Origin of the sequence: Vibrio sp. Isolate23 (genome assembly GCF_022398095.1) — a bacterium.
Taxonomy (GTDB): Bacteria; Pseudomonadota; Gammaproteobacteria; order Enterobacterales; family Vibrionaceae; genus Vibrio; species Vibrio coralliilyticus_A.
This window is the reverse complement of record NZ_JAKEUV010000010.1, coordinates 54,889-74,339: the sequence shown is the minus strand read 5'-3', so window position 1 is coordinate 74,339 and position 19,451 is coordinate 54,889. Positions and strand designations below refer to the sequence as shown.

Sequence of the window (19,451 nt, the reverse complement as noted above, 5' to 3'; positions counted from 1 at the left end):
CCTAAGAATTTAATATGTGATCGACATTAAATTTATTATCAAAAGTTTTGTTATAAAACGAATAGTTAAACACTTAAAAGCAATTATCTAGAAAGTTAGAGTGCATAATTTCAATCTAATATACCCTTTGTAAATAATTTAAATTTGAATATTTTTCCTTCGTAATAATATTCATCAGACACTCAACCTCAACTTATGCATAAACTTCCCTCTTAAATGGTTAAATAGGAGGTTCACATACCAATAACAACTGCATAGATATTGTTAAAACCCTTGAAAACACTGGCTTTAGGCATAAAAAATGAACTGTGACTGACCTCTAAGATTCCTCCTCAGACAAGCGTAATATGAATTACAGAAACAAAATAAGTGAATAAATAAATTCGCTCTTCTATTCCCTACAAATTAAATATTAGTTTTCAAGTTTTAAACTAATTAAAAATATAAGAGAGATACGATCATGAGTAAGTTATACGTAGGTTCTGAAATCGGTCAATTACGTCGTGTTCTAGTTCATCGTCCAAGACGAGCACTGACTCACCTGACACCTTCCAACTGCCACGATCTGCTATTCGATGACGTCCTTGCTGTTGAGCGTGCAGGTAAAGAACACGATGTGTTCACTCAAACTCTGCGCGACCAAGGTGTGGAAGTCTTACTTCTGACGTCCTTGCTTGCAGATACGCTGGCGGTAGCAGAAGCTAAAGAGTGGCTGCTCAGCCGTCAAGTGTCGGATTACCGTTTGGGCAAAACCTTTGCTAATGATGTTCGCTGCTACCTAAGTGACTTACCTAATATAGAACTAGCTAAGATCCTTACCGGCGGCCTTTCTTACGCAGAAATGCCGATGAAGTCTTCATCAATGATGCAAGGACTTCATGCGCCAACTGATTTCATCATTGAACCATTACCTAACCACCTATTTACCCGCGATACCTCTTGCTGGGTCTATGGCGGCGTTTCTATCAACCCAATGGCCAAACCTGCTCGCCAACGTGAAACCAACCATGTTCGTGCAATCTACCGCTGGCATCCAAGCTTTGCTGGTCAGGATTTCATTAAGTACTTCGGTGATGAAGAGAAGCTCTACGACAACTCGACCATTGAAGGCGGCGATGTGTTAGTCATTGGTAAAGGTGCCGTGCTGATTGGTATGTCAGAGCGCACAACCGCTCAAGGTGTTGAACACCTTGCTGCTGGCTTGTTCAAACATGGTCAAGCGAAACAAGTGATTGCAATGGAGCTACCAAAACATCGCTCTTGCATGCACTTAGACACAGTCATGACTCATATGCGTGAAGACACCTTCTCTGTTTACCCAGAAGTCATGCGCAAAGATGTCAAGTGCTGGAGCCTGACTGGCGATGCGTCTGGCGCAGTGAATGTCAAAGAAGAAGGTTACTTTGTGACGGCTATCGAGAAAGCTCTTGGCGTCGACCAGCTCAACCTTATCACCACTGGCGGTGACAACTTCAACGCGGAACGTGAGCAGTGGAACGATGCTAACAACGTTCTCACCGTTAAGCCTGGTGTCGTGATCGGATACGAAGGCAACACCTACACCAACGAGAAGTACGACAAAGCGGGCATCACAGTATTGCCGATTCCTGGCGATGAATTGGGCCGTGGCCGCGGTGGTGCACGCTGCATGAGCTGCCCGATCGAACGTGATGGTATTTAACTAACGGATAAGTTGGCGAGAGCAACTTAGCTTTCGCCCTCAGCAGAGAGATAAAAGCAATGACAAAACAAACTGTAGTTGTCGCACTTGGCGGAAACGCCCTACTTCGCCGCGGTGAGCCATTGGAAGCCGAAGTACAACGTCAGAACATCGAAATTGCCGTCAAAACCATTTCGGAAATTGCTCAGGAATACAACGTCGTACTGGTACACGGTAATGGCCCACAGGTTGGCTTATTGGCATTACAAGGCTTGGAGTACAAGAAGGTAGCACCATACCCACTCGATGTTCTGGGCAGTGAAACGCAAGGCATGATTGGTTACATGTTGATGCAAGAGTTCAAAAACCAAATGCCGAACGTCAACGCCACTTGCATGTTAACGCAGATGACAGTGGATCCTAATGACCCTGCATTTGCCGATCCAACCAAACCCATCGGCCCAGTTTATGAAGAAGCCGAGGCTCGTGAACTGGCTGAGAAATACCATTGGACCATCAAACCAGATGGTCAGCACTTCCGTCGCGTCGTACCTAGCCCACAACCAACAGGCATCATCGAGCACGAAGCGATCACTAAGCTCATCGACGAAGCCCACTTAGTGATTTGTACTGGCGGTGGTGGCATTCCGGTCAAACACGAAAACGGCAAGCTGGTCGGTGTTGAAGCCGTGATTGATAAGGACATGTCTGCTGCTTTCCTTGCTAAACAGCTAAATGCAGACGCCCTGCTCATCCTCACTGACGCGGATGCGGTTTATCTCGATTGGGGCAAACCAACTCAACATGCGCTGCGCAGCACTAACCCAACTGAATTGGCGCAGTACCAATTTGATGCTGGCTCAATGGGGCCAAAAATCGAAGCGTCATGCGAGTTCGTCAAGCAAGGTGGCAAAGTGGTCGGTATCGGCTCACTGGAAGATGGTTTACGCATTCTTCAGGGCACGGCAGGCACCAATATCACCAAAGGCTAATTACCAGCTGTCCTGACTTTAGTCAGGGCTGAGATGAAACAAACAATCACTCAAATTCATTACTGCACTTTCTTACCTCTTTCCCTGCAACGAGAAAGTGCACATCGATAAGAAGGAAAACATCATGGCTTTCAACCTACGCAACCGTAACTTCCTAAAATTATTAGACTTTACTCCGCGTGAGATTCAACACATGTTGGACCTATCCGTGGAGTTGAAAAAAGCGAAATACAACGGCTATGAGCAACCTCGTCTCAAAGGCAAAAACATCGCTCTGATCTTCGAGAAAACGTCGACTCGTACCCGTTGTGCCTTTGAAGTTGCGGCTTTTGACCAAGGCGCTCAAGTTTCTTACTTAGGCCCAACAGGCTCTCAGATTGGTCACAAAGAATCGATGAAAGATACTGCACGCGTTTTAGGCCGCATGTACGATGGCATCGAGTACCGCGGATTTGGTCAGGAAATTGTCGAAGAGCTAGGCGCTTACGCAGGTGTACCGGTATGGAATGGTCTGACCGATGAGTTCCACCCGACGCAAATTCTCGCTGACTTCCTGACTATGATGGAACATGGCCGTGGCAAACAGCTACACGAAATGAAGTTTGCCTACCTAGGCGATGCGCGCAACAACATGGGCAACTCTCTGATGGTTGGCGCCGCTAAGATGGGCATGGATATTCGTCTCGTCGCGCCTAAGCAGTTCTGGCCAGAAGAAGCCCTTGTCGCGCAGTGCCGTGAGATTGCTGAAACAACCGGTGCGAAAATTACACTGACTGAAGATGTTCAAGAAGGCGTTCAAGGTTGTGACTACCTGTACACGGATGTGTGGGTATCGATGGGTGAAGCAAAAGAAGCATGGGCAGAGCGTATCAACCTCATGCTGCCTTACCAAGTCAACATGGAAATGATCAAAGCCACAGGTAATCCTCATGTGAAATTCATGCACTGCCTACCTGCTTTCCACGGCGAAGATACCACGGTAGGTAAACAGCTTGCTGAGGAATACCCAATGCTTAAAAACGGCTGTGAGGTGACCGATGAAGTGGTTGAATCTGACTACTCTATTGTGTTCGACGAAGCTGAAAACCGTATGCACACCATCAAAGCGGTGATGGTAGCTACACTAGGTGACTAATATCATCGATTAAAAGTAATCATACTCAAATTAGACTGAGTATTGTTTGCAGGGAAATGCGGGCGGCTCTCATCATGTATCAAAAACATGCTGAATAAAGCCCGCATTTTTTTTCACACTTAAGGACTCATCATCGCTCTCAATGCAAGACAGCACAACCACTGCAAACGTGTCGCTAAAATGGGCGAAATACGCATAAAAATCCAATTTATGAATACTTTTCGCAAACGCTTGTGTTGGCTTTTTTTGTCCGTATAATCCTCCGCAATTTGTCTTCGGAGGATCAAAATGAACCTGTCAGCAACCACTCAATGTTGGCTTAACTTATGCCCTGACTCAGGGACATGTGTGGTTTCATTTTATTCTATCGATCCTTTTCAAGCCTCCTATTTAGGAGGCTTTTTTTTGTCTGAAATTTACATCAACCCATGGATTAGCAATCTACAAGGGTTGGACAAACTCACCCATTGAGACGAGGAAACACTGCTATGGCGCATTCGTTATTTAACAAGCACATTATCTCCATTCCTGAGCTCAGCCGCAGCGAGCTAGAGCTTATCGTCGACACCGCGGCTAGACTCAAAGCCGAGCCAAACCCGACACTGCTTAAAAACAAAGTGGTGGCCAGTTGCTTCTTTGAACCTTCCACTCGCACAAGGTTGTCATTTGAAACCGCTGTGCAGCGTCTTGGCGGCACAATTATTGGCTTCGACAATGGTGGCAACACGTCACTGGCGAAAAAGGGTGAGACACTGGCCGACTCAGTTCAGGTGATTGCTTCTTATGTCGACGCCTTTGTGATGCGCCATCCACAAGAAGGCGCAGCGCGTTTGGCGTCCGAATTTTCCAATGGCGTACCTGTGGTCAACGGCGGTGATGGCGCGAATCAGCATCCAACTCAGACTCTGCTGGACTTGTTTTCTATCTACGAAACCCAAGGCACGCTCGACAACCTCAATGTCGCGTTTGTAGGTGACCTTAAATACGGTCGTACTGTCCACTCTCTGACTCAGGCACTGGCTAAGTTCAATAACGTGCGTTTCTTCTTTATCGCACCTGAAGCATTGGCGATGCCTGATTACATCTGTGAAGAACTCGAAGAAGCGGGCATCAAATTCAGCATGCACAACAACATCGAAGATGTCGTACCGGAACTTGATGTCCTGTATATGACACGCGTACAGAAAGAACGCTTTGATGAGTCCGAATACGCCCACATTAAGTCAGCGTTTATTCTCACCGCCGACACGCTGAAAGAGGCGCGTGAGAATCTGAAGGTTCTTCACCCATTACCACGCGTCGATGAGATCACAACAGACGTCGATAGAACACCACACGCTTACTACTTTGAACAGGCAGAAAACGGTGTCTATGCGCGTGAAGCCTTACTTGCCCTTGTTCTTAGTGAAACCCTTTAATTGCAGGAGAATTATCATGGTGAAAGAAACTCAACTACAAGTAGAAGCCATTCGTAACGGCAGCGTGATTGACCATATTCCTGCGAACGTTGGCATTAAAGTGCTCAAACTTTTTAAAATGCACAAGACCAATCAACGCATTACTATTGGTCTCAACTTACCCTCTTCGGCGCTCGGTGAAAAAGACCTCATCAAGATTGAAAATGTCTATTTAACCAAAGAGCAGGCTAACCAATTGGCTTTGTATGCGCCGAAAGCGACCGTGAACCAGATCGAAGAATATCAGGTGGTCAACAAACTGACTTTAGCGCTCCCAGAGCATATTCAGAGCGTCTTTGAGTGCCCGAACAGCAATTGCATCTCACACGGTGAACCGGTCGAAAGCCAATTCAAAGTGCAACAGAAACAGCATCAGGTTCAGCTCAAATGCCATTACTGTGAAAAAGTATTCTCACGTGAAATCATGGCAGAAGCGCGTTAATCCGCTCTGCCTGTCACTCTTATAAAACAACCGTGGATATTTATTCCCACTGAGGAATAAATATCCACTTTCAACAGAATTATTCACCAATAAAATCGCAAATTAATAGTCTTTGATTGGTGATCCCTTTCAAAAAGCCACACTTTATTTGGTGGTAAGATACCTACGAATCAAACCTTTAAGTCACCACAGAAGTGACCGCTCAATATCTGAAGACGCTACTAGGGAATGAAGTGTCGAAGGTCGCAAGGACGAATTATCTCTACGTCATGTTTTAAAGGAGTTCGCATGAGTGAAACTCTAAATCTCGCTTCGGTGGATTACACTGAAGACAAAACCCTGACCGCAGCCTGTAAACGCCTGCTTCAACAACAGAGCTTTACCACTCAGAATGAGTTGCGCGAAGCATTGGTTGATATCGGCTTTGAAGGTATCAGCCAATCTACGGTCTCGCGTCTGCTGTCTCAGCTCGGGGTGGTTAAGGTCCAGAATGCCTGTGGTAAAAAGGTGTATTGCATTACCGTTGAAACCGCACCTGTGCGTGTTGAGTCATCGATTTCCTCGCAGATAGAATTTATTACTCATAATCAAGCGATGGTAGTGGTTAAAACTCACCCTGGTAGTGCTCAGCTCGTCGCACGATTGGTCGATATCGACCCACACACTGAAATCCTAGGTACCGTCGGGGGTAACGACACCGTCTTAGTGATCCCGAAAGATACTGAACATATTGATGCTTGTGAGCGAGTGGTTCGAGCTCGACTGGGGGTGGCTTAAGCTTTTCTGACACCCTCTCGGCTTAAGTCAGGCATCGACCTGACTTAAGCGTCTGAATTGACGATATTTGTCGGAGTATGAAACTTATTCCCCCTTTCCCCTGTCTGATTGAGTTAAAATGAGCAAAACTAAACTCAAGTGACTTTTCTATGCGTGCCGTCTTTTCACTGATTCTCTTATTTCTGACTGTGGCTTCTACCCCTGCTTTGGCACTTTTCGAGCAGTCTAATTCTGCGCCAAGCTTCGGAAATCAGAGCAATACTTTTGTCCCTGTCGATCAAGCTTTCCCGTTTAACGCCTATCAGCAAGGCGATAAGGTTTTCCTCGACTGGCAAGTCAAACAGGATTACTACCTCTACCAGCACCGTTTATCGGTCAGTGGTGAAAATATCACGGTTGGCGAGCTCAAAATGGAAGACGGCCACCCCTACCAAGACGAGTTTTTCGGTGAGGTCAACATCTATACCACGCCTCTGTTTGTCGAAGTGCCTTTAGCCGATTATCAGGATGACGCACGTCTGATTGTCCAGTATCAGGGCTGTGCAAAAGCCGGCTTTTGCTACCCACCAGAGACTCGCGTCGTTGATTTAACCCGTTTCCAATCCAGCGCTGGTGACAAATTGGTTCCATCAGGCAGCACAAGTGCCGTACTGACAGATACTCCAGATAAACCATCTCAGCCGCTTTCTCAGGAATCGAGCCTAGCTTCCAGCCTCAGTGATAACTGGTGGACACCCTTACTGTTTTTAGCGCTGGGTGTCGGCCTTGCGTTTACGCCATGCGTGCTGCCGATGTATCCGATTTTGACCAGTATTGTGCTTGGCAGTGGCAAACTGAGCCACGGCCGAGCATTAGGCTTAGCGTTTATTTACGTTCAAGGGATGGCACTCACCTACACCTTATTGGGATTGGTTGTCGCCTCTGCGGGTATGCAGTTTCAGGCCGCCATGCAACACCCTTATGTCCTGATTGGTTTGAGCGTCATGTTTGTCGCCCTAGCGCTGTCGATGTTTGGTGCCTACACCATTCAGCTGCCAAGTGCGGTACAGACATGGCTGAATAATTTGAGCAACAAACAACAAGGCGGCAGCTCGCTCGGCGTGTTTGCCATGGGTGCGATTTCTGGATTGGTTTGTTCCCCTTGCACCACAGCACCGCTTTCAGGTGCGCTACTCTATGTCGCACAAAGCGGTGACTTGCTCACAGGCGGCGTCGCACTGTACGCTCTCGCGCTGGGCATGGGCATTCCACTGATGCTGGTTGCGGTATTTGGCAACAAACTGCTGCCAAAAGCCGGTAACTGGATGGACAGAGTAAAAGCCCTGTTTGGCTTTATTCTGCTTGCGGCGCCAATCTTCTTACTTGAACGTATCCTGCCAGAAACGTGGGCGACCGGATTGTGGTCCGTACTTGGTCTAGCCACTTTTGGCTGGTTATACCATGTTAAAAACTCACTGCCATTTGGTGGCTGGAAACAAAGTGCGGTCGGTATCATTGCGGTTCTTGGCTTATTTGCCTCAGCGCAACCCGCACTGAATTACTGGTTTGGTGGTCATACAGAACAAGCGCAGCCCAGTATTCAATTTACACGCATTACCACCGTGGATGACCTCAACAGCCAGTTGGAGCAAGCTAAGCTGGCGGGCAAACCTGTGATGCTCGACTTCTATGCTGACTGGTGTGTGGCGTGTAAAGAGTTCGAAAAATACACCTTCCACCAGCCTGATGTGGAAGCGAAGCTACGTAATTTTGTGCTGTTACAAGCCGATGTCACCAAGAACCTGCCGCAAGATATCGAGCTGCTGAAAGAGATGAATGTACTTGGCCTGCCAACAATTGAGTTTTGGGATGCCAGCGGCCAACATGTCTCCAATGCCAGAGTCACCGGATTTATGCAGGCAGAGCCGTTTTTGCAACATATTAATGCCAATAGCTTATAGCCAACTTAAGCTTCACTTTACGCCAGTCATCAGACTGGCGTTTTTGTCTGTTGTTTATATATATGCAATTTGGTGATAAAACCCGATACAGTTCAGACTTTTAGGGTATGAATATTGTCCATACTCTCAAAGGTGACAATAATTCCATTAAGCAAACTTTCAAAAGCAGTTAACGTCATGGACTCGACTTACACCATTATCATCGCCGACGATCACCCTTTATTTCGTAATGCACTGTTTCAGTCTGTGCATATGGCGGTTAGTGGTGCCAATTTATTGGAAGCGGATTCCCTTGAAGCCCTTTTGGCCGTCCTTGCCAAGGAAGACGAGCCTGACCTTCTGCTGCTTGATCTAAAAATGCCCGGTGCTAATGGAATGTCTGGATTGATTCAGCTACGGGCAGAGTACCCAGATATGCCGATTGTGGTCGTATCGGCCAGTGAAGAGCCTTCCGTCGTCACTCAGGTCAAAAGCCATGGCGCGTTTGGTTTTATCCCTAAGTCGAGTGACATGCGCGAATTGGTCAGCGCATTGAATCAGGTCTTGAATGGCGAGCCTTTCTTTCCAGAAGGCTCCATCACTAACAACGCGGCTTGCAATGACTTAGCAGAGAAAATTGCCACTTTAACGCCACAACAATACAAAGTACTCGGAATGCTATCTGATGGTTTGCTAAACAAGCAGATTGCTTATGAGTTAAATGTTTCTGAAGCAACGATAAAAGCCCACATGACCGCGATCTTTAGAAAGTTAGGTGTTAAAAACCGTACTCAGGCTGTGATTTTACTTCAGCAGCTAGAATCTGAATCTTAATTTTCTTTTTCACCCTATCTCGATCATTTATCTGCTAAGATAGTCAAGTCGGTCACCTGATCGACTTATTCATCCCTCTGTTTCACTAACTCTGGGAGTCAAATCATTGCTTAGCGTATTGATCACTCAATTTGTCGTTCTCTGGGCCGTCATCGATCCGATTGGTTCCGTTCCGGTCTATCTATCCCAAACTCAACACCTTACTGCCAAGCAACGCCGTTTAGTGGCGCTCAAAGCGGTAGGTATCTCAACAGGCGTACTTCTGTTCTTCCTCATTGCCGGTCAGCTGCTGCTGGATGCAATGCAGATTCCTCTACCTGCATTTCAGGCAGCCGGTGGCTTAGTACTCTTGCTGTTCGCTCTAACAATGATTTTTGGTGAATCTAAACCTGAACAGGAAACTAAGCTTTCTGAAGAAGTCAGCCACTCCGATCTGGCTGACTTAGCCGTCTACCCACTCGCGATCCCTTCAATTGCCTCTCCCGGCGCAATGATGGCGATCGTGATGCTGACCGACAACCACCGTTATTCCTTGGTCGACCAAGGCATAACTGCAGCGGTGATGGTGAGTGTTCTGTTGATCACCTTACTCCTGCTGCTTGGTGCGACACATATCCAGAAATGGATTGGCAATGTCGGCGCTGCGATCATCAGCCGAGTCATGGGGTTGATCCTTGCAGCAGTGGCTTTAAACAACCTGTTATTGGGCATCAAAGACTTCTACCTTGGTTGAATTGTTTTATAAAGTCATCAACACATCATTAGACCTTAGGCTAATTTAACACCATATTAACATCACAGAAATCTATCATTAAATGTTAAGCGCCTGATTTTTAGGCGCTTTTTGTTTTTTCTCACGCGACTAAAGTTGAAAAGAGTTCTTGCCAGCACCTTGCTAATGTAAATGGTGAAACATTTATTTAACAACGAAACCAATCGTAAGGAGGCGGCAATGGCGTTTGAAAGTCAGGAACGAGCCAAAGCCTACTGGGACAAAAACGTAAAACTGATGATCAGCTTGATGGTTATCTGGTTTGTCGTTTCTTTTGGCTGCGGCATTCTATTTGTCGACGAGCTTAACCAATTTCAGATAGGTGGTTACAAACTGGGCTTCTGGTTTGCACAACAAGGTTCCATCTATACCTTTCTAGGCATTATTTTCTACTACGCGTGGAAAATGCGCCAAATCGATCGCGAATTTGATGTGGACGAGTAAGGAGCAGTTCAGATGGATTTGAAAACAATCACTTACCTCGTTGTCGGTGCCACTTTTGTTCTTTATATCGGTATCGCTATTTGGGCTCGTGCGGGGTCAACCAAAGAGTTCTATGTCGCCGGTGGTGGCGTTAACCCGATTGCCAACGGCATGGCAACCGCTGCGGACTGGATGTCAGCAGCTTCCTTCATTTCAATGGCAGGCCTTATCGCCTTCATGGGCTACGGTGGTTCCGTATTCCTGATGGGCTGGACAGGCGGCTATGTACTACTCGCTCTGCTTTTAGCACCATACCTACGTAAATTTGGCAAGTTCACAGTACCTGAGTTCGTTGGTGAGCGTTTCTACTCCAATGCGGCACGTATTGTTGCGGTTGTGTGTCTGATTATCGCGTCAGTGACTTACGTAATCGGTCAGATGAAAGGGGTCGGTGTTGCCTTCGGTCGATTCCTTGAAGTAGATTACTCAACAGGTCTACTGATCGGTATGTGTATTGTATTCATGTACGCGGTAATGGGCGGCATGAAAGGCATTACCTACACGCAGATTGCTCAGTACTGTGTACTTATTCTGGCGTACACCATTCCTGCTATCTTTATCTCGCTACAGCTAACAGGAAACCCAATTCCACAAATGGGCCTAGGTAGCACCATGGCCGGAACAGACGTCTATCTGCTCGATCGGCTTGATCAGGTGGTGACTGAGCTCGGATTTAGCGAGTACACGACTCAGGTGCGCGGTGATACCTTGAACATGTTTGTTTACACCATGTCTCTGATGATTGGTACTGCGGGTCTACCGCACGTTATCATCCGTTTCTTCACAGTACCGAAAGTACGTGATGCACGCACTTCAGCAGGCTGGGCGCTCGTCTTTATCGCGATTCTATACACCACTGCACCTGCGGTATCTGCAATGGCACGTCTAAACCTAATGGATACAGTTAACCCGGCTCCGGGTCAGAACCTTGCTTACGATGAGCGTCCTGACTGGTTCAAAAACTGGGAAAAAACTGGCCTACTTGGCTTTGATGATAAGAACGGCGATGGCAACATCCAATACACCTCAAATGCTGAAACCAACGAGCTGAAAGTCGACCGTGACATCATGGTTCTGGCGAACCCAGAAATAGCCAAGCTACCTAACTGGGTTATTGCACTGGTTGCTGCGGGTGGTTTAGCCGCCGCTCTGTCTACCGCTGCAGGTCTGCTACTCGCGATATCGTCAGCAATATCTCATGACTTAATCAAAGGTGTGATAAATCCGAACATCTCTGAGAAGAAAGAGTTACTGGCCAGTCGGATATCCATGGCAGTCGCGATTGCTGTCGCCGGTTATCTGGGGCTCAATCCGCCTGGCTTTGCCGCAGGTACGGTGGCACTGGCCTTCGGTCTGGCCGCCTCGTCCATCTTCCCAGCCTTGATGATGGGTATTTTCAGTAAGAGCATCAACAAGGAAGGCGCGATTGCCGGCATGATCGCAGGTATCACCATCACTCTATTCTACGTATTCCAGCACAAAGGCATCCTGTTCATCGCTGACTGGAAGTACCTAGAAAGCTGGGGCAGCAACTGGTTCCTAGGTATCGAACCTAATGCCTTCGGTGCTATCGGTGCGCTATTCAACTTCCTAGTGGCATTCGCGGTATCGAAAGTTACGGCAGAAACACCACAAGAAGTGAAAGATTTGGTCGAACACGTTCGTGTTCCAGCAGGCGCTGGAGATGCGGTAGATCACTAATCTACACTTAATGACTAAAGCCCCTCACGGGACGACCCGTCCGGGGCTTTTTTATTGCTCTTAATTCAGTTACCGTAGTTTCGAAATGTTGTCGCAAGGAAGCCAAGATGTTCAAAAATAAGCACTTTATTGTCGCTCTTTTGATTGCACCGATTCTGTCCATTATTGCCTATTTCGGCACTGATATGGCAGTCAGCGAAAAACCCCATGCCGCCAAAGAAGGCCAGAGCTACAAACTGGTCAGCAAATCAAACTGTCGCTACACCAGTGGTTTGTGCGATATGGAAAATGGAGACTTTAAGGTCAAGTTCCGCTCAGAAAAGCTCACCGATAAAAATCTTGAGTTATCACTTCATTCAGCCCATTCTCTCGAAGGCGTTAAGCTTTCTTTGGTCGACAGCCAAGAGCAGAACGCGCAACCAATCAATATGGAGCCAGCCGATCAAGCAGGGCAAAACTGGTATATCACGTTACCTAAACCCACATCAGCAGACAGCTGGCTGAGAGTGGCGATTCAATCTGACGGCACGCTGTATTATGGGGAAACACAAACCGCATTTGTGAAATACGAAACACTGTTTACAGAATAGAGAATCGCGAGACGATGATCAGGGTTGATGTCATGGCATCATCCCTGATTCTAGCCTTTTCTCTTATTCATGTTCTATTTAGGCTCTACACCATACTGGTTATTGCCTTGGTTTCCCTTGAGGAAACCGCACTCCACAAGAATCCAAACACCACACACTAAGGCCGCTAAAGAACTCACGGCTTGTAATGTGGTTGGTTGCGTCATCTGAGCCGGGTCTCCTGCTGGGACTGTCATGCGGCCAATGATTAATGGCACATTCAGTAATAACCACCAACTTGATTTGCCTCTGTCATGCCAACGTTTGGCAGTAATAGCGAGATCTGGGAGCAAGACTACAATCAAAAATAACGGCAACAGCAAATGCGCCATACTTGGCAACAAGGCATTCACTCCGGCAGCAAAGCCAACAATTAACACGTAATATATGATATTCCACATCCAGTAGGTTTTGCGCCCTACTCGACCTTGAAACGAAAGCAGCAACTCTTTCATTGACATGATGACTTACCTAAACCGCCAAAACTATTAATTGACCACTTTTTGAAAACATTCTTTATCCATATCTCGGATATTGACTGTCAAACTATGCACATGGCTTGCTTGCTCTTGCAGAACTCCCATCAGCTGACGTGATAGCTCACGCTTTTGCTCCGCCGTTCGTCCACCAAGTAAATCAAAGCTGATATGTATGAAGTCGACATTATCACCAGCCTCTCCCACTAGCCAATGATGACATCGCAAAGCTCGAGACTTCACCGAAGAGGCATCGAACAACCCACTGTGAAGGGCGACCTGATGCAGATCTTCCAATAATCCCTGTACGTTAACTCGTTCATCAACAGAGTTAGAGTATTCCATCACTAGATTTGGCATAGCTGTCCTCAAATGTAAGAGAGTTTCAAATAATCATTAAAAATACTCAGACACTATTACCAATTTCCGCTGCTGTTTCCGAGCGTAAAACCAGCATAATGCTTTATGGATCACTCAGTACAGCAAAGCTTATACCAATTATGAGTTGTCACAGCGGCATCCAATCATCCAGAACCGAACAAGACATGATACTAGTCATGATTTGGTTGGTGTAATCTGTTATATTCCTACGAAGATTTTTTACATTAATGAACTTACATTAAATACAAAGGGAGATATTCCTATGCGTCGTCCTGTAGTGATGGGTAACTGGAAACTTAACGGCAGTAAAGCAATGGTAAAAGAGTTGCTAACTGGCCTGAACGCAGAACTTGAAGGTGTGGAAGGTGTTGACGTAGCAGTAGCTCCACCAGCGCTTTACATCGATCTAGCTGAACGTGTTATCGCTGAAGGCGGTAACAAGATCATCCTAGGTGCTCAAAACACTGACCTAAACAACAGCGGTGCATTCACTGGCGATATGTCTCCAGAAATGCTGAAGGATTTCGGTGCTTCTCACATCATCATCGGCCACTCTGAGCGTCGTGAATACCACAACGAATCTGACGAGTTCATCGCGAAGAAATTTGCTTTCCTAAAAGAGAACGGCCTGAAGCCAGTTTTCTGTATCGGTGAATCTGAAGCTCAAAACGAAGCGGGCGAAACTGAAGCAGTTTGTGCACGTCAAATCAACGCAGTAATCGACGCATACGGTGTTGAAGCGCTAAACGACGCGATCATCGCATACGAGCCAATCTGGGCTATCGGTACTGGTAAAGCAGCAACAGCTGAAGATGCACAGCGCATCCACGCTTCTATCCGCGCTCTAATCGCAGAAAAAGACGCTGCAGTGGCTGAGCAAGTAATAATTCAATACGGTGGTTCTGTTAAGCCAGAGAACGCTGAAGCATACTTCTCACAACCAGACATCGACGGTGCTCTAGTGGGCGGTGCATCTCTAGATGCGAAGAGCTTCGCAGCCATCGCGAAAGCGGCAGCAGCAGCTAAAGCGTAATTTTTCCTTTTTTCCTTTAGGAAATCGCTTATTGAGGTCAGCGCAAGCTGGCCTTTTTTGTGTCTCACACATCAATCAAGTATCCTACGCTTTTCCGCCCCAAGAGTAGTTGTACCGAATGCAGGATAAGCACGGCCTTTTAACTGGCCCCATCCCTCTCGTGCTCCGTCAGATGACCATTCCGATGACTTTCGGCATGGTGGCCATTCTGATGTTCAACTTGGTGGATACCTTCTTTATTTCTCTTTTGGGGACAGAAGCGCTAGCCGCCATCAGCTACACTTTCCCTGTCACATTCGCTGTTAACTGTATCACTATGGGAATAGGAATGGGATTATCGACCAATATCGGCCGCTTGCTGGGCCAAGGTCAGTCTATTATCGCGGCACGATTTTCTTCTCATGGATTATTGTTAGCCGTGTTACTTGTCGCCCTCGCCTCCACACTTGGGCTATTTAGCATCGAACCACTCTTCCTTTTTCTTGGTGCACAGCAAACCCTACTGCCTTTAATTCATCAGTATATGGATATCTGGTATCTGACCATCCCTCTTTTGGTCGTTCCTATGGCAGGAAACAGTGCGATTCGAGCCACAGGTGACACTAAGACGCCAGCTAAAATCATGATGCTAGCGGGTCTAATTAATGGTGTGCTCGACCCCTTACTCATCTTTGGTTATGGTCCATTCCCCGAGTTAGGCATTCAGGGAGCGGCCATTGCCAGTGCGATGAGCTGGTTTGGCGCGTTAATCGGATCCCTATATGTACTGATAAAAAGAGAGAAACTCCTAGCGTGGCCATGTTTTAAAACCCTTGGGGTAGATTGGCAGCAAATTTTAAAAATAGGCACACCTGCCGCTTTATCGAATGCAATGAATCCAATCTCAGGCGCTATCCTAATGATGTTGCTTTCCCGTCATGGCACCGCTGCAGTGGCCGCTTACGGTGCAGCTCAACGAGTGGAGTCCATTCTCATCATAGTATTGATGTCATTAACCTCAACCTTAACCCCATTCATCGCTCAAAACGTTGGCGCAAATAACCCTCAACGTAGTTTTGCCGGGTTATTCCTCAGCATGCGTTTCTCACTGCTATTCCAGTTCGGCATTTTTATTATGATGGTTCCACTGAGCATCCCACTGGCAGCACTTTTTTCTCAAGAGCAAGCGGTGAGTGATCTGCTATGGCACTATTTGCTAGTTGTGCCATTCAGTTACGGGTTTCAGGGAATCGTAATGATGCTGGTGTCCGGCCTAAACGCACTCCATGAGCCGCTCAAGGCATTCCAATGGAGCTTTATGCGCCTATTCATCTTTACCTTACCTTGTGCTTGGCTCGGTAGTCATTGGTATGACATAGAAGGGCTATTTGCGGGTATCGCAGTGGGGAACATTCTCGGAGGCATTCTGGGGTATCTTTATGCTCTTAAGCTTAGGCGTCAATATTTGGCTCAAACTATATAGCAAAACACCGACGGGACAGTCGGTGTTTTTGGATTCTGTTATTCGTCTACGTTGAGTTCATCGTCTTCGGTATCTAGGTCCACATCAAGCGGCTCTTGCGACAAAATCACTCCTGTATTATCTGCATATAGATAATCTTCGGGCAAGAAAGTGACCCCGCCAAAGTTCACCGCGACGTCCACTTCTCCAATTGCTTGGGAAGTTGCTCCAGCCGGAATTGAAGCTAGGGCTTGGATTCCGATGCTCACATCTTCCAGTTCATCGACTTCACGTACACATCCGTAGACGATTAAGCCCTCCCACTCATTTTCTTCAGCCTGTGAAGCTAGCTCAGCATCAATTAATGCACGGCGCAATGAGCCACCACCATCAATGAGTAATATGCGGCCTAAACCATCCTGTTCGAGGACTTCTCGAATCAGACCGTTGTCTTCAAAACACTTCACCGTCGTGATCTGTCCAGCAAACGAGGCACTGCCACCAAAGTTGCTAAACATTGGTTCTACTACATCCACTTGTTCTGAGTAAATGTCGCATAAAGCCGATGTATTGTATTCCATCGTGTTCCTTCCCATACGGTTCGTCATCTCCATCGAGTATATAGACACATTAAGTCATTGCAATGACAAGGCTCAATTAACTGACCAGAGTTTGAGCTATAACCACACCCGCAAACAATAAGTTAGTTACCAGAGAGCACTTCACAACCACTGGCATCATAGGGGCTATCTGAGCAGGCTTCTTCGCTTGCCATACCGCTCGGCCATGTTTGTAAATCACCAGTACACTCAATAAAAAGGGCAAACTCAACCAGACAGGTACAGGCTGAACGATAAGGTAACCAATAAATGCAACCAAAGCACCAACCAACAACGCGCTGTGATAATGCTTGGCATTTTTCTGACCGAGACGAACCGCGACTGTACGCTTACCGCACTCTTGGTCATTTTCTATGTCTCGCATGTTGTTGATGTTCAAAACGGCAACAGCAAGTAAACCACAGCCGACCGCTGGTAAGATTAACAAAGGCGCGACAATTCCAGTGTGAAGGAAGAAAGTCCCTGCCACACCGAGCAGCCCAAAGAAAATAAATACCGATACATCACCAAGTCCTACATAGCCGTAAGGTTTATTCCCCACCGTGTACGCGATAGCAGCAACAATTGCCAGCACGCCTAAGCCAATAAAAGCCAGAATACTCTGTAAACTATCGAGCGCATAAAAGACCAGAGACAGTCCAGCTACCATGGTTAGGACGATATTAATCACAATAGCGTGCTTCATATCCGTCTGTGTCACTGCCCCCGATTGAATGACGCGCATTGGCCCAAGTCGGTTGTCGTTGTCGGTGCCTTTAACGGCATCACCATAGTCATTGGCTAAATTGGACAAGATTTGCAATAACGTTGCTGTCACAAACGCCAACACAGTAATCATTAAAGAAAACTGATGGGTGGAATACGCGAGAACACTACCTGTTAAAATGGAAACCAGAGCCAATGGTAGCGTTTTAGGGCGAGCGGCATCTAGCCAAATACGTAAAGACTGTTTCATGCTTACCAGTTTAGTCCCTGAGTACATGGCAGGAATTGTGGCACATCAAAGTTAGCTCAGAAACAAAAAAGGCCACCGAAGTGACCTTTTTCAAATTATTCAGTAAACCAAACTTACTTCACTCGACCAACGTACTCCCCGGTACGTGTATCTACCTTGATCACTTCACCGATAGCGATGAACAAAGGAACACGAACCACAGCGCCTGTTGTCAGTGTCGCTGGCTTACCACCAGTTCCTTGAGTATCACCTTTCAGGCCAGGATCGGTTTCTGTCACTTCTAACTCAACGAAGTTTGGTGGCGTCACTACGATTGGGTTACCATTCCATAGTGTCAGCATACAAGTATCGTTTTCAACCAACCATTTCGCATTTTCACCCACCGCTTTCGTGTCAGCAGCGATTTGTTCGAATGTTTCATTGTTCATGAAATGGTAGAATTCACCGTCGTTGTACAGGTAGTCAAGATCGATATCCATTACGTCTGCCACTTCAACTGTGTCGCCAGACTTAAATGTCTTCTCTAAAACTTTACCTGAAAGCAGTTTACGGATTTTAACACGGTTGAATGCCTGACCTTTGCCTGGTTTTACATACTCGTTTTCGAGAATGACACAAGGCTCATTATCAAGCATAATTTTAAGACCGCCTTTGAATTCATTCGTGCTAACAGTAGCCATTTTTTCCTCTTACCATTCTTCGAGTTAAATTTAATGCCGCACATCATAACCCGAAAAGTCGATTCTGTTGAGCAAAACTGGCTCAAACAGCTGGCGAATGGGATCTCTGATCCTGAAAAACTGCTTGAGCAGTTGGAAATCGATCCCTCTCCATGGCGAAGTGGTTTCGACGCTCGCAAGTTGTTCGCCCAGCGTGTACCGCAAAGTTTTATTGACCGAATGGAAAAAGGCAATCCGTGGGATCCTTTATTGCGTCAGGTTTTGCCTCTCTCAGAAGAGTTTGAGGTACACCCCGGCTACTCAAGCGATCCCTTGGAAGAGCAAGATAACCAAGTCCCCGGATTACTGCATAAATACCGCAATCGCGCTTTGATGATCGTTAAAGGAGGCTGCGCGATCAACTGTCGATACTGCTTCCGTCGCCACTTTCCATATAACGAGAATAAAGGCAGTAAATCCGTCTGGTTGCAGAGCCTAGATTATGTACGCCAGCACCCTGAACTGAATGAAATCATTCTTTCAGGTGGGGATCCTCTGATGGCAAAGGATGAAGAGCTGCAATGGTTGGTTGATCAGATCGCGGATATTCCACACATTAAACGGCTGAGAATTCACTCTCGCCTGCCCGTTGTGATTCCAGATCGAATCACAACTTCGTTGATCGAGCTGTTAGCAGCAACCCGTTTGCAGGTGATTATGGTCACTCACATCAATCACGCCAATGAAATCAATCAGCAACTAAGAGATGCCTTAAGTACACTACGACGTTCGGGTGTTACCCTACTTAATCAAGGAGTAATGCTCAAAGGCGTCAATGACAGCGTTGATGTACAGGTGGCGCTCAGCGAAGCATTATTTGATGCAGGTGTACTGCCCTACTACATTCATGTATTAGATAAAGTACAAGGAGCAACCCACTTTTTTATTTCAGATCAGCAAGCGAAGCAAATTATGTCGGGTGTGATTGAGCGAGTGTCTGGCTATCTGGTTCCTAAGTTAACGCGCGAAATCGGTGGCCGAGCCAGCAAAACCCCTCTGGATCTCCATTTAGAATAAAAATAGTC

General features: G+C 46.7%; 20 protein-coding genes. 15 read left to right on the top strand and 5 right to left on the bottom strand.

Annotation, left to right across the window (positions count from 1 at the left end; all coding sequences use genetic code 11):
* The first annotated feature begins 460 nt into the window (after positions 1-460).
* From arcA to L1D31_RS19040, 12 genes are all read left to right on the top strand, one after another.
* The gene (gene arcA / locus L1D31_RS19095; RefSeq protein ID WP_239838635.1) at positions 461-1,681 is read left to right on the top strand and encodes an arginine deiminase; all 1,221 of its coding nucleotides are present in this window, start codon (positions 461-463) and stop codon (positions 1,679-1,681) included.
* 59 nt (positions 1,682-1,740) lie between these two features.
* Positions 1,741-2,652: a carbamate kinase gene (gene arcC, locus L1D31_RS19090; protein WP_239838634.1), complete on the top strand. Its 912-nt coding sequence runs from the start codon at positions 1,741-1,743 to the stop codon at positions 2,650-2,652.
* Between the two features lie 124 nt (positions 2,653-2,776).
* Positions 2,777-3,787 carry an ornithine carbamoyltransferase gene (locus L1D31_RS19085; protein WP_006963254.1) on the top strand — a complete coding sequence of 337 codons (1,011 nt, stop codon included), beginning with the start codon at positions 2,777-2,779 and terminating at the stop codon, positions 3,785-3,787.
* Positions 3,788-4,275: 488 nt separating this feature from the next.
* A complete protein-coding gene (gene pyrB, locus L1D31_RS19080; protein WP_239838633.1) occupies positions 4,276-5,205 on the top strand; it encodes an aspartate carbamoyltransferase in 930 nt (309 codons plus the stop codon).
* A gap of 16 nt (positions 5,206-5,221) precedes the next feature.
* Complete coding sequence (pyrI, locus tag L1D31_RS19075) at positions 5,222-5,686, top strand: aspartate carbamoyltransferase regulatory subunit (RefSeq protein ID WP_239838632.1); 465 nt, start codon at positions 5,222-5,224, stop codon at positions 5,684-5,686.
* Between the two features lie 288 nt (positions 5,687-5,974).
* A complete protein-coding gene (locus tag L1D31_RS19070; RefSeq protein WP_239838631.1) occupies positions 5,975-6,463 on the top strand; it encodes an arginine repressor in 489 nt (162 codons plus the stop codon).
* Between the two features lie 149 nt (positions 6,464-6,612).
* Positions 6,613-8,403, top strand: coding sequence for a protein-disulfide reductase DsbD (locus tag L1D31_RS19065; protein ID WP_239838630.1), 1,791 nt, complete (start codon positions 6,613-6,615; stop codon positions 8,401-8,403).
* 177 nt (positions 8,404-8,580) lie between these two features.
* Positions 8,581-9,216 carry a response regulator transcription factor gene (locus L1D31_RS19060; RefSeq protein ID WP_239838629.1) on the top strand — a complete coding sequence of 212 codons (636 nt, stop codon included), beginning with the start codon at positions 8,581-8,583 and terminating at the stop codon, positions 9,214-9,216.
* A gap of 106 nt (positions 9,217-9,322) precedes the next feature.
* On the top strand, positions 9,323-9,949 hold the full coding sequence (locus tag L1D31_RS19055) for a MarC family protein (protein WP_006963262.1): 627 nt from the start codon (positions 9,323-9,325) through the stop codon (positions 9,947-9,949).
* Between the two features lie 219 nt (positions 9,950-10,168).
* On the top strand, positions 10,169-10,432 hold the full coding sequence (locus L1D31_RS19050) for a DUF4212 domain-containing protein (RefSeq protein ID WP_006963263.1): 264 nt from the start codon (positions 10,169-10,171) through the stop codon (positions 10,430-10,432).
* Positions 10,433-10,444: 12 nt separating this feature from the next.
* Entirely contained in the window at positions 10,445-12,172 is a 1,728-nt protein-coding gene (locus L1D31_RS19045) for a sodium:solute symporter family protein (RefSeq protein ID WP_239838628.1), read from the top strand.
* A 107-nt stretch (positions 12,173-12,279) separates the two neighbouring features.
* Positions 12,280-12,762: a hypothetical protein gene (locus L1D31_RS19040; RefSeq protein WP_239838627.1), complete on the top strand. Its 483-nt coding sequence runs from the start codon at positions 12,280-12,282 to the stop codon at positions 12,760-12,762.
* Between the two features lie 74 nt (positions 12,763-12,836).
* On the opposite strand, the gene L1D31_RS19035 is transcribed toward L1D31_RS19040, so the two are convergent.
* Together L1D31_RS19035 and L1D31_RS19030 are read right to left on the bottom strand one after the other, a co-directional pair.
* The gene (locus tag L1D31_RS19035) at positions 12,837-13,262 is read right to left on the bottom strand and encodes a DUF805 domain-containing protein (protein ID WP_239838626.1); all 426 of its coding nucleotides are present in this window, start codon (positions 13,260-13,262) and stop codon (positions 12,837-12,839) included.
* A gap of 27 nt (positions 13,263-13,289) precedes the next feature.
* Positions 13,290-13,637 (bottom strand): 5-carboxymethyl-2-hydroxymuconate isomerase, encoded by a 348-nt coding sequence (locus L1D31_RS19030; RefSeq protein ID WP_239838625.1) that lies wholly within the window; start codon positions 13,635-13,637, stop codon positions 13,290-13,292.
* A gap of 283 nt (positions 13,638-13,920) precedes the next feature.
* Between L1D31_RS19030 and tpiA the strand changes: the two genes are divergently transcribed.
* Both tpiA and L1D31_RS19020 read left to right on the top strand, forming a co-directional pair.
* Positions 13,921-14,691, top strand: a complete 771-nt coding sequence (gene tpiA / locus L1D31_RS19025; RefSeq protein WP_239838624.1) for a triose-phosphate isomerase — start codon at positions 13,921-13,923, stop codon at positions 14,689-14,691.
* A 118-nt stretch (positions 14,692-14,809) separates the two neighbouring features.
* Positions 14,810-16,153, top strand: coding sequence for an MATE family efflux transporter (locus L1D31_RS19020; RefSeq protein ID WP_239838623.1), 1,344 nt, complete (start codon positions 14,810-14,812; stop codon positions 16,151-16,153).
* Between the two features lie 38 nt (positions 16,154-16,191).
* On the opposite strand, the gene rraA is transcribed toward L1D31_RS19020, so the two are convergent.
* The 3 genes from rraA to efp form a co-directional block, all read right to left on the bottom strand.
* Positions 16,192-16,713, bottom strand: coding sequence for a ribonuclease E activity regulator RraA (gene rraA, locus L1D31_RS19015; RefSeq protein ID WP_239838622.1), 522 nt, complete (start codon positions 16,711-16,713; stop codon positions 16,192-16,194).
* Between the two features lie 76 nt (positions 16,714-16,789).
* Positions 16,790-17,707, bottom strand: a complete 918-nt coding sequence (locus L1D31_RS19010) for a 1,4-dihydroxy-2-naphthoate polyprenyltransferase (protein WP_239838621.1) — start codon at positions 17,705-17,707, stop codon at positions 16,790-16,792.
* 113 nt (positions 17,708-17,820) lie between these two features.
* Positions 17,821-18,387: an elongation factor P gene (efp, locus tag L1D31_RS19005; protein WP_239838620.1), complete on the bottom strand. Its 567-nt coding sequence runs from the start codon at positions 18,385-18,387 to the stop codon at positions 17,821-17,823.
* A gap of 33 nt (positions 18,388-18,420) precedes the next feature.
* Between efp and epmB the strand changes: the two genes are divergently transcribed.
* The gene (gene epmB / locus L1D31_RS19000) at positions 18,421-19,443 is read left to right on the top strand and encodes an EF-P beta-lysylation protein EpmB (protein ID WP_239838619.1); all 1,023 of its coding nucleotides are present in this window, start codon (positions 18,421-18,423) and stop codon (positions 19,441-19,443) included.
* Positions 19,444-19,451: the final 8 nt, after the last annotated feature.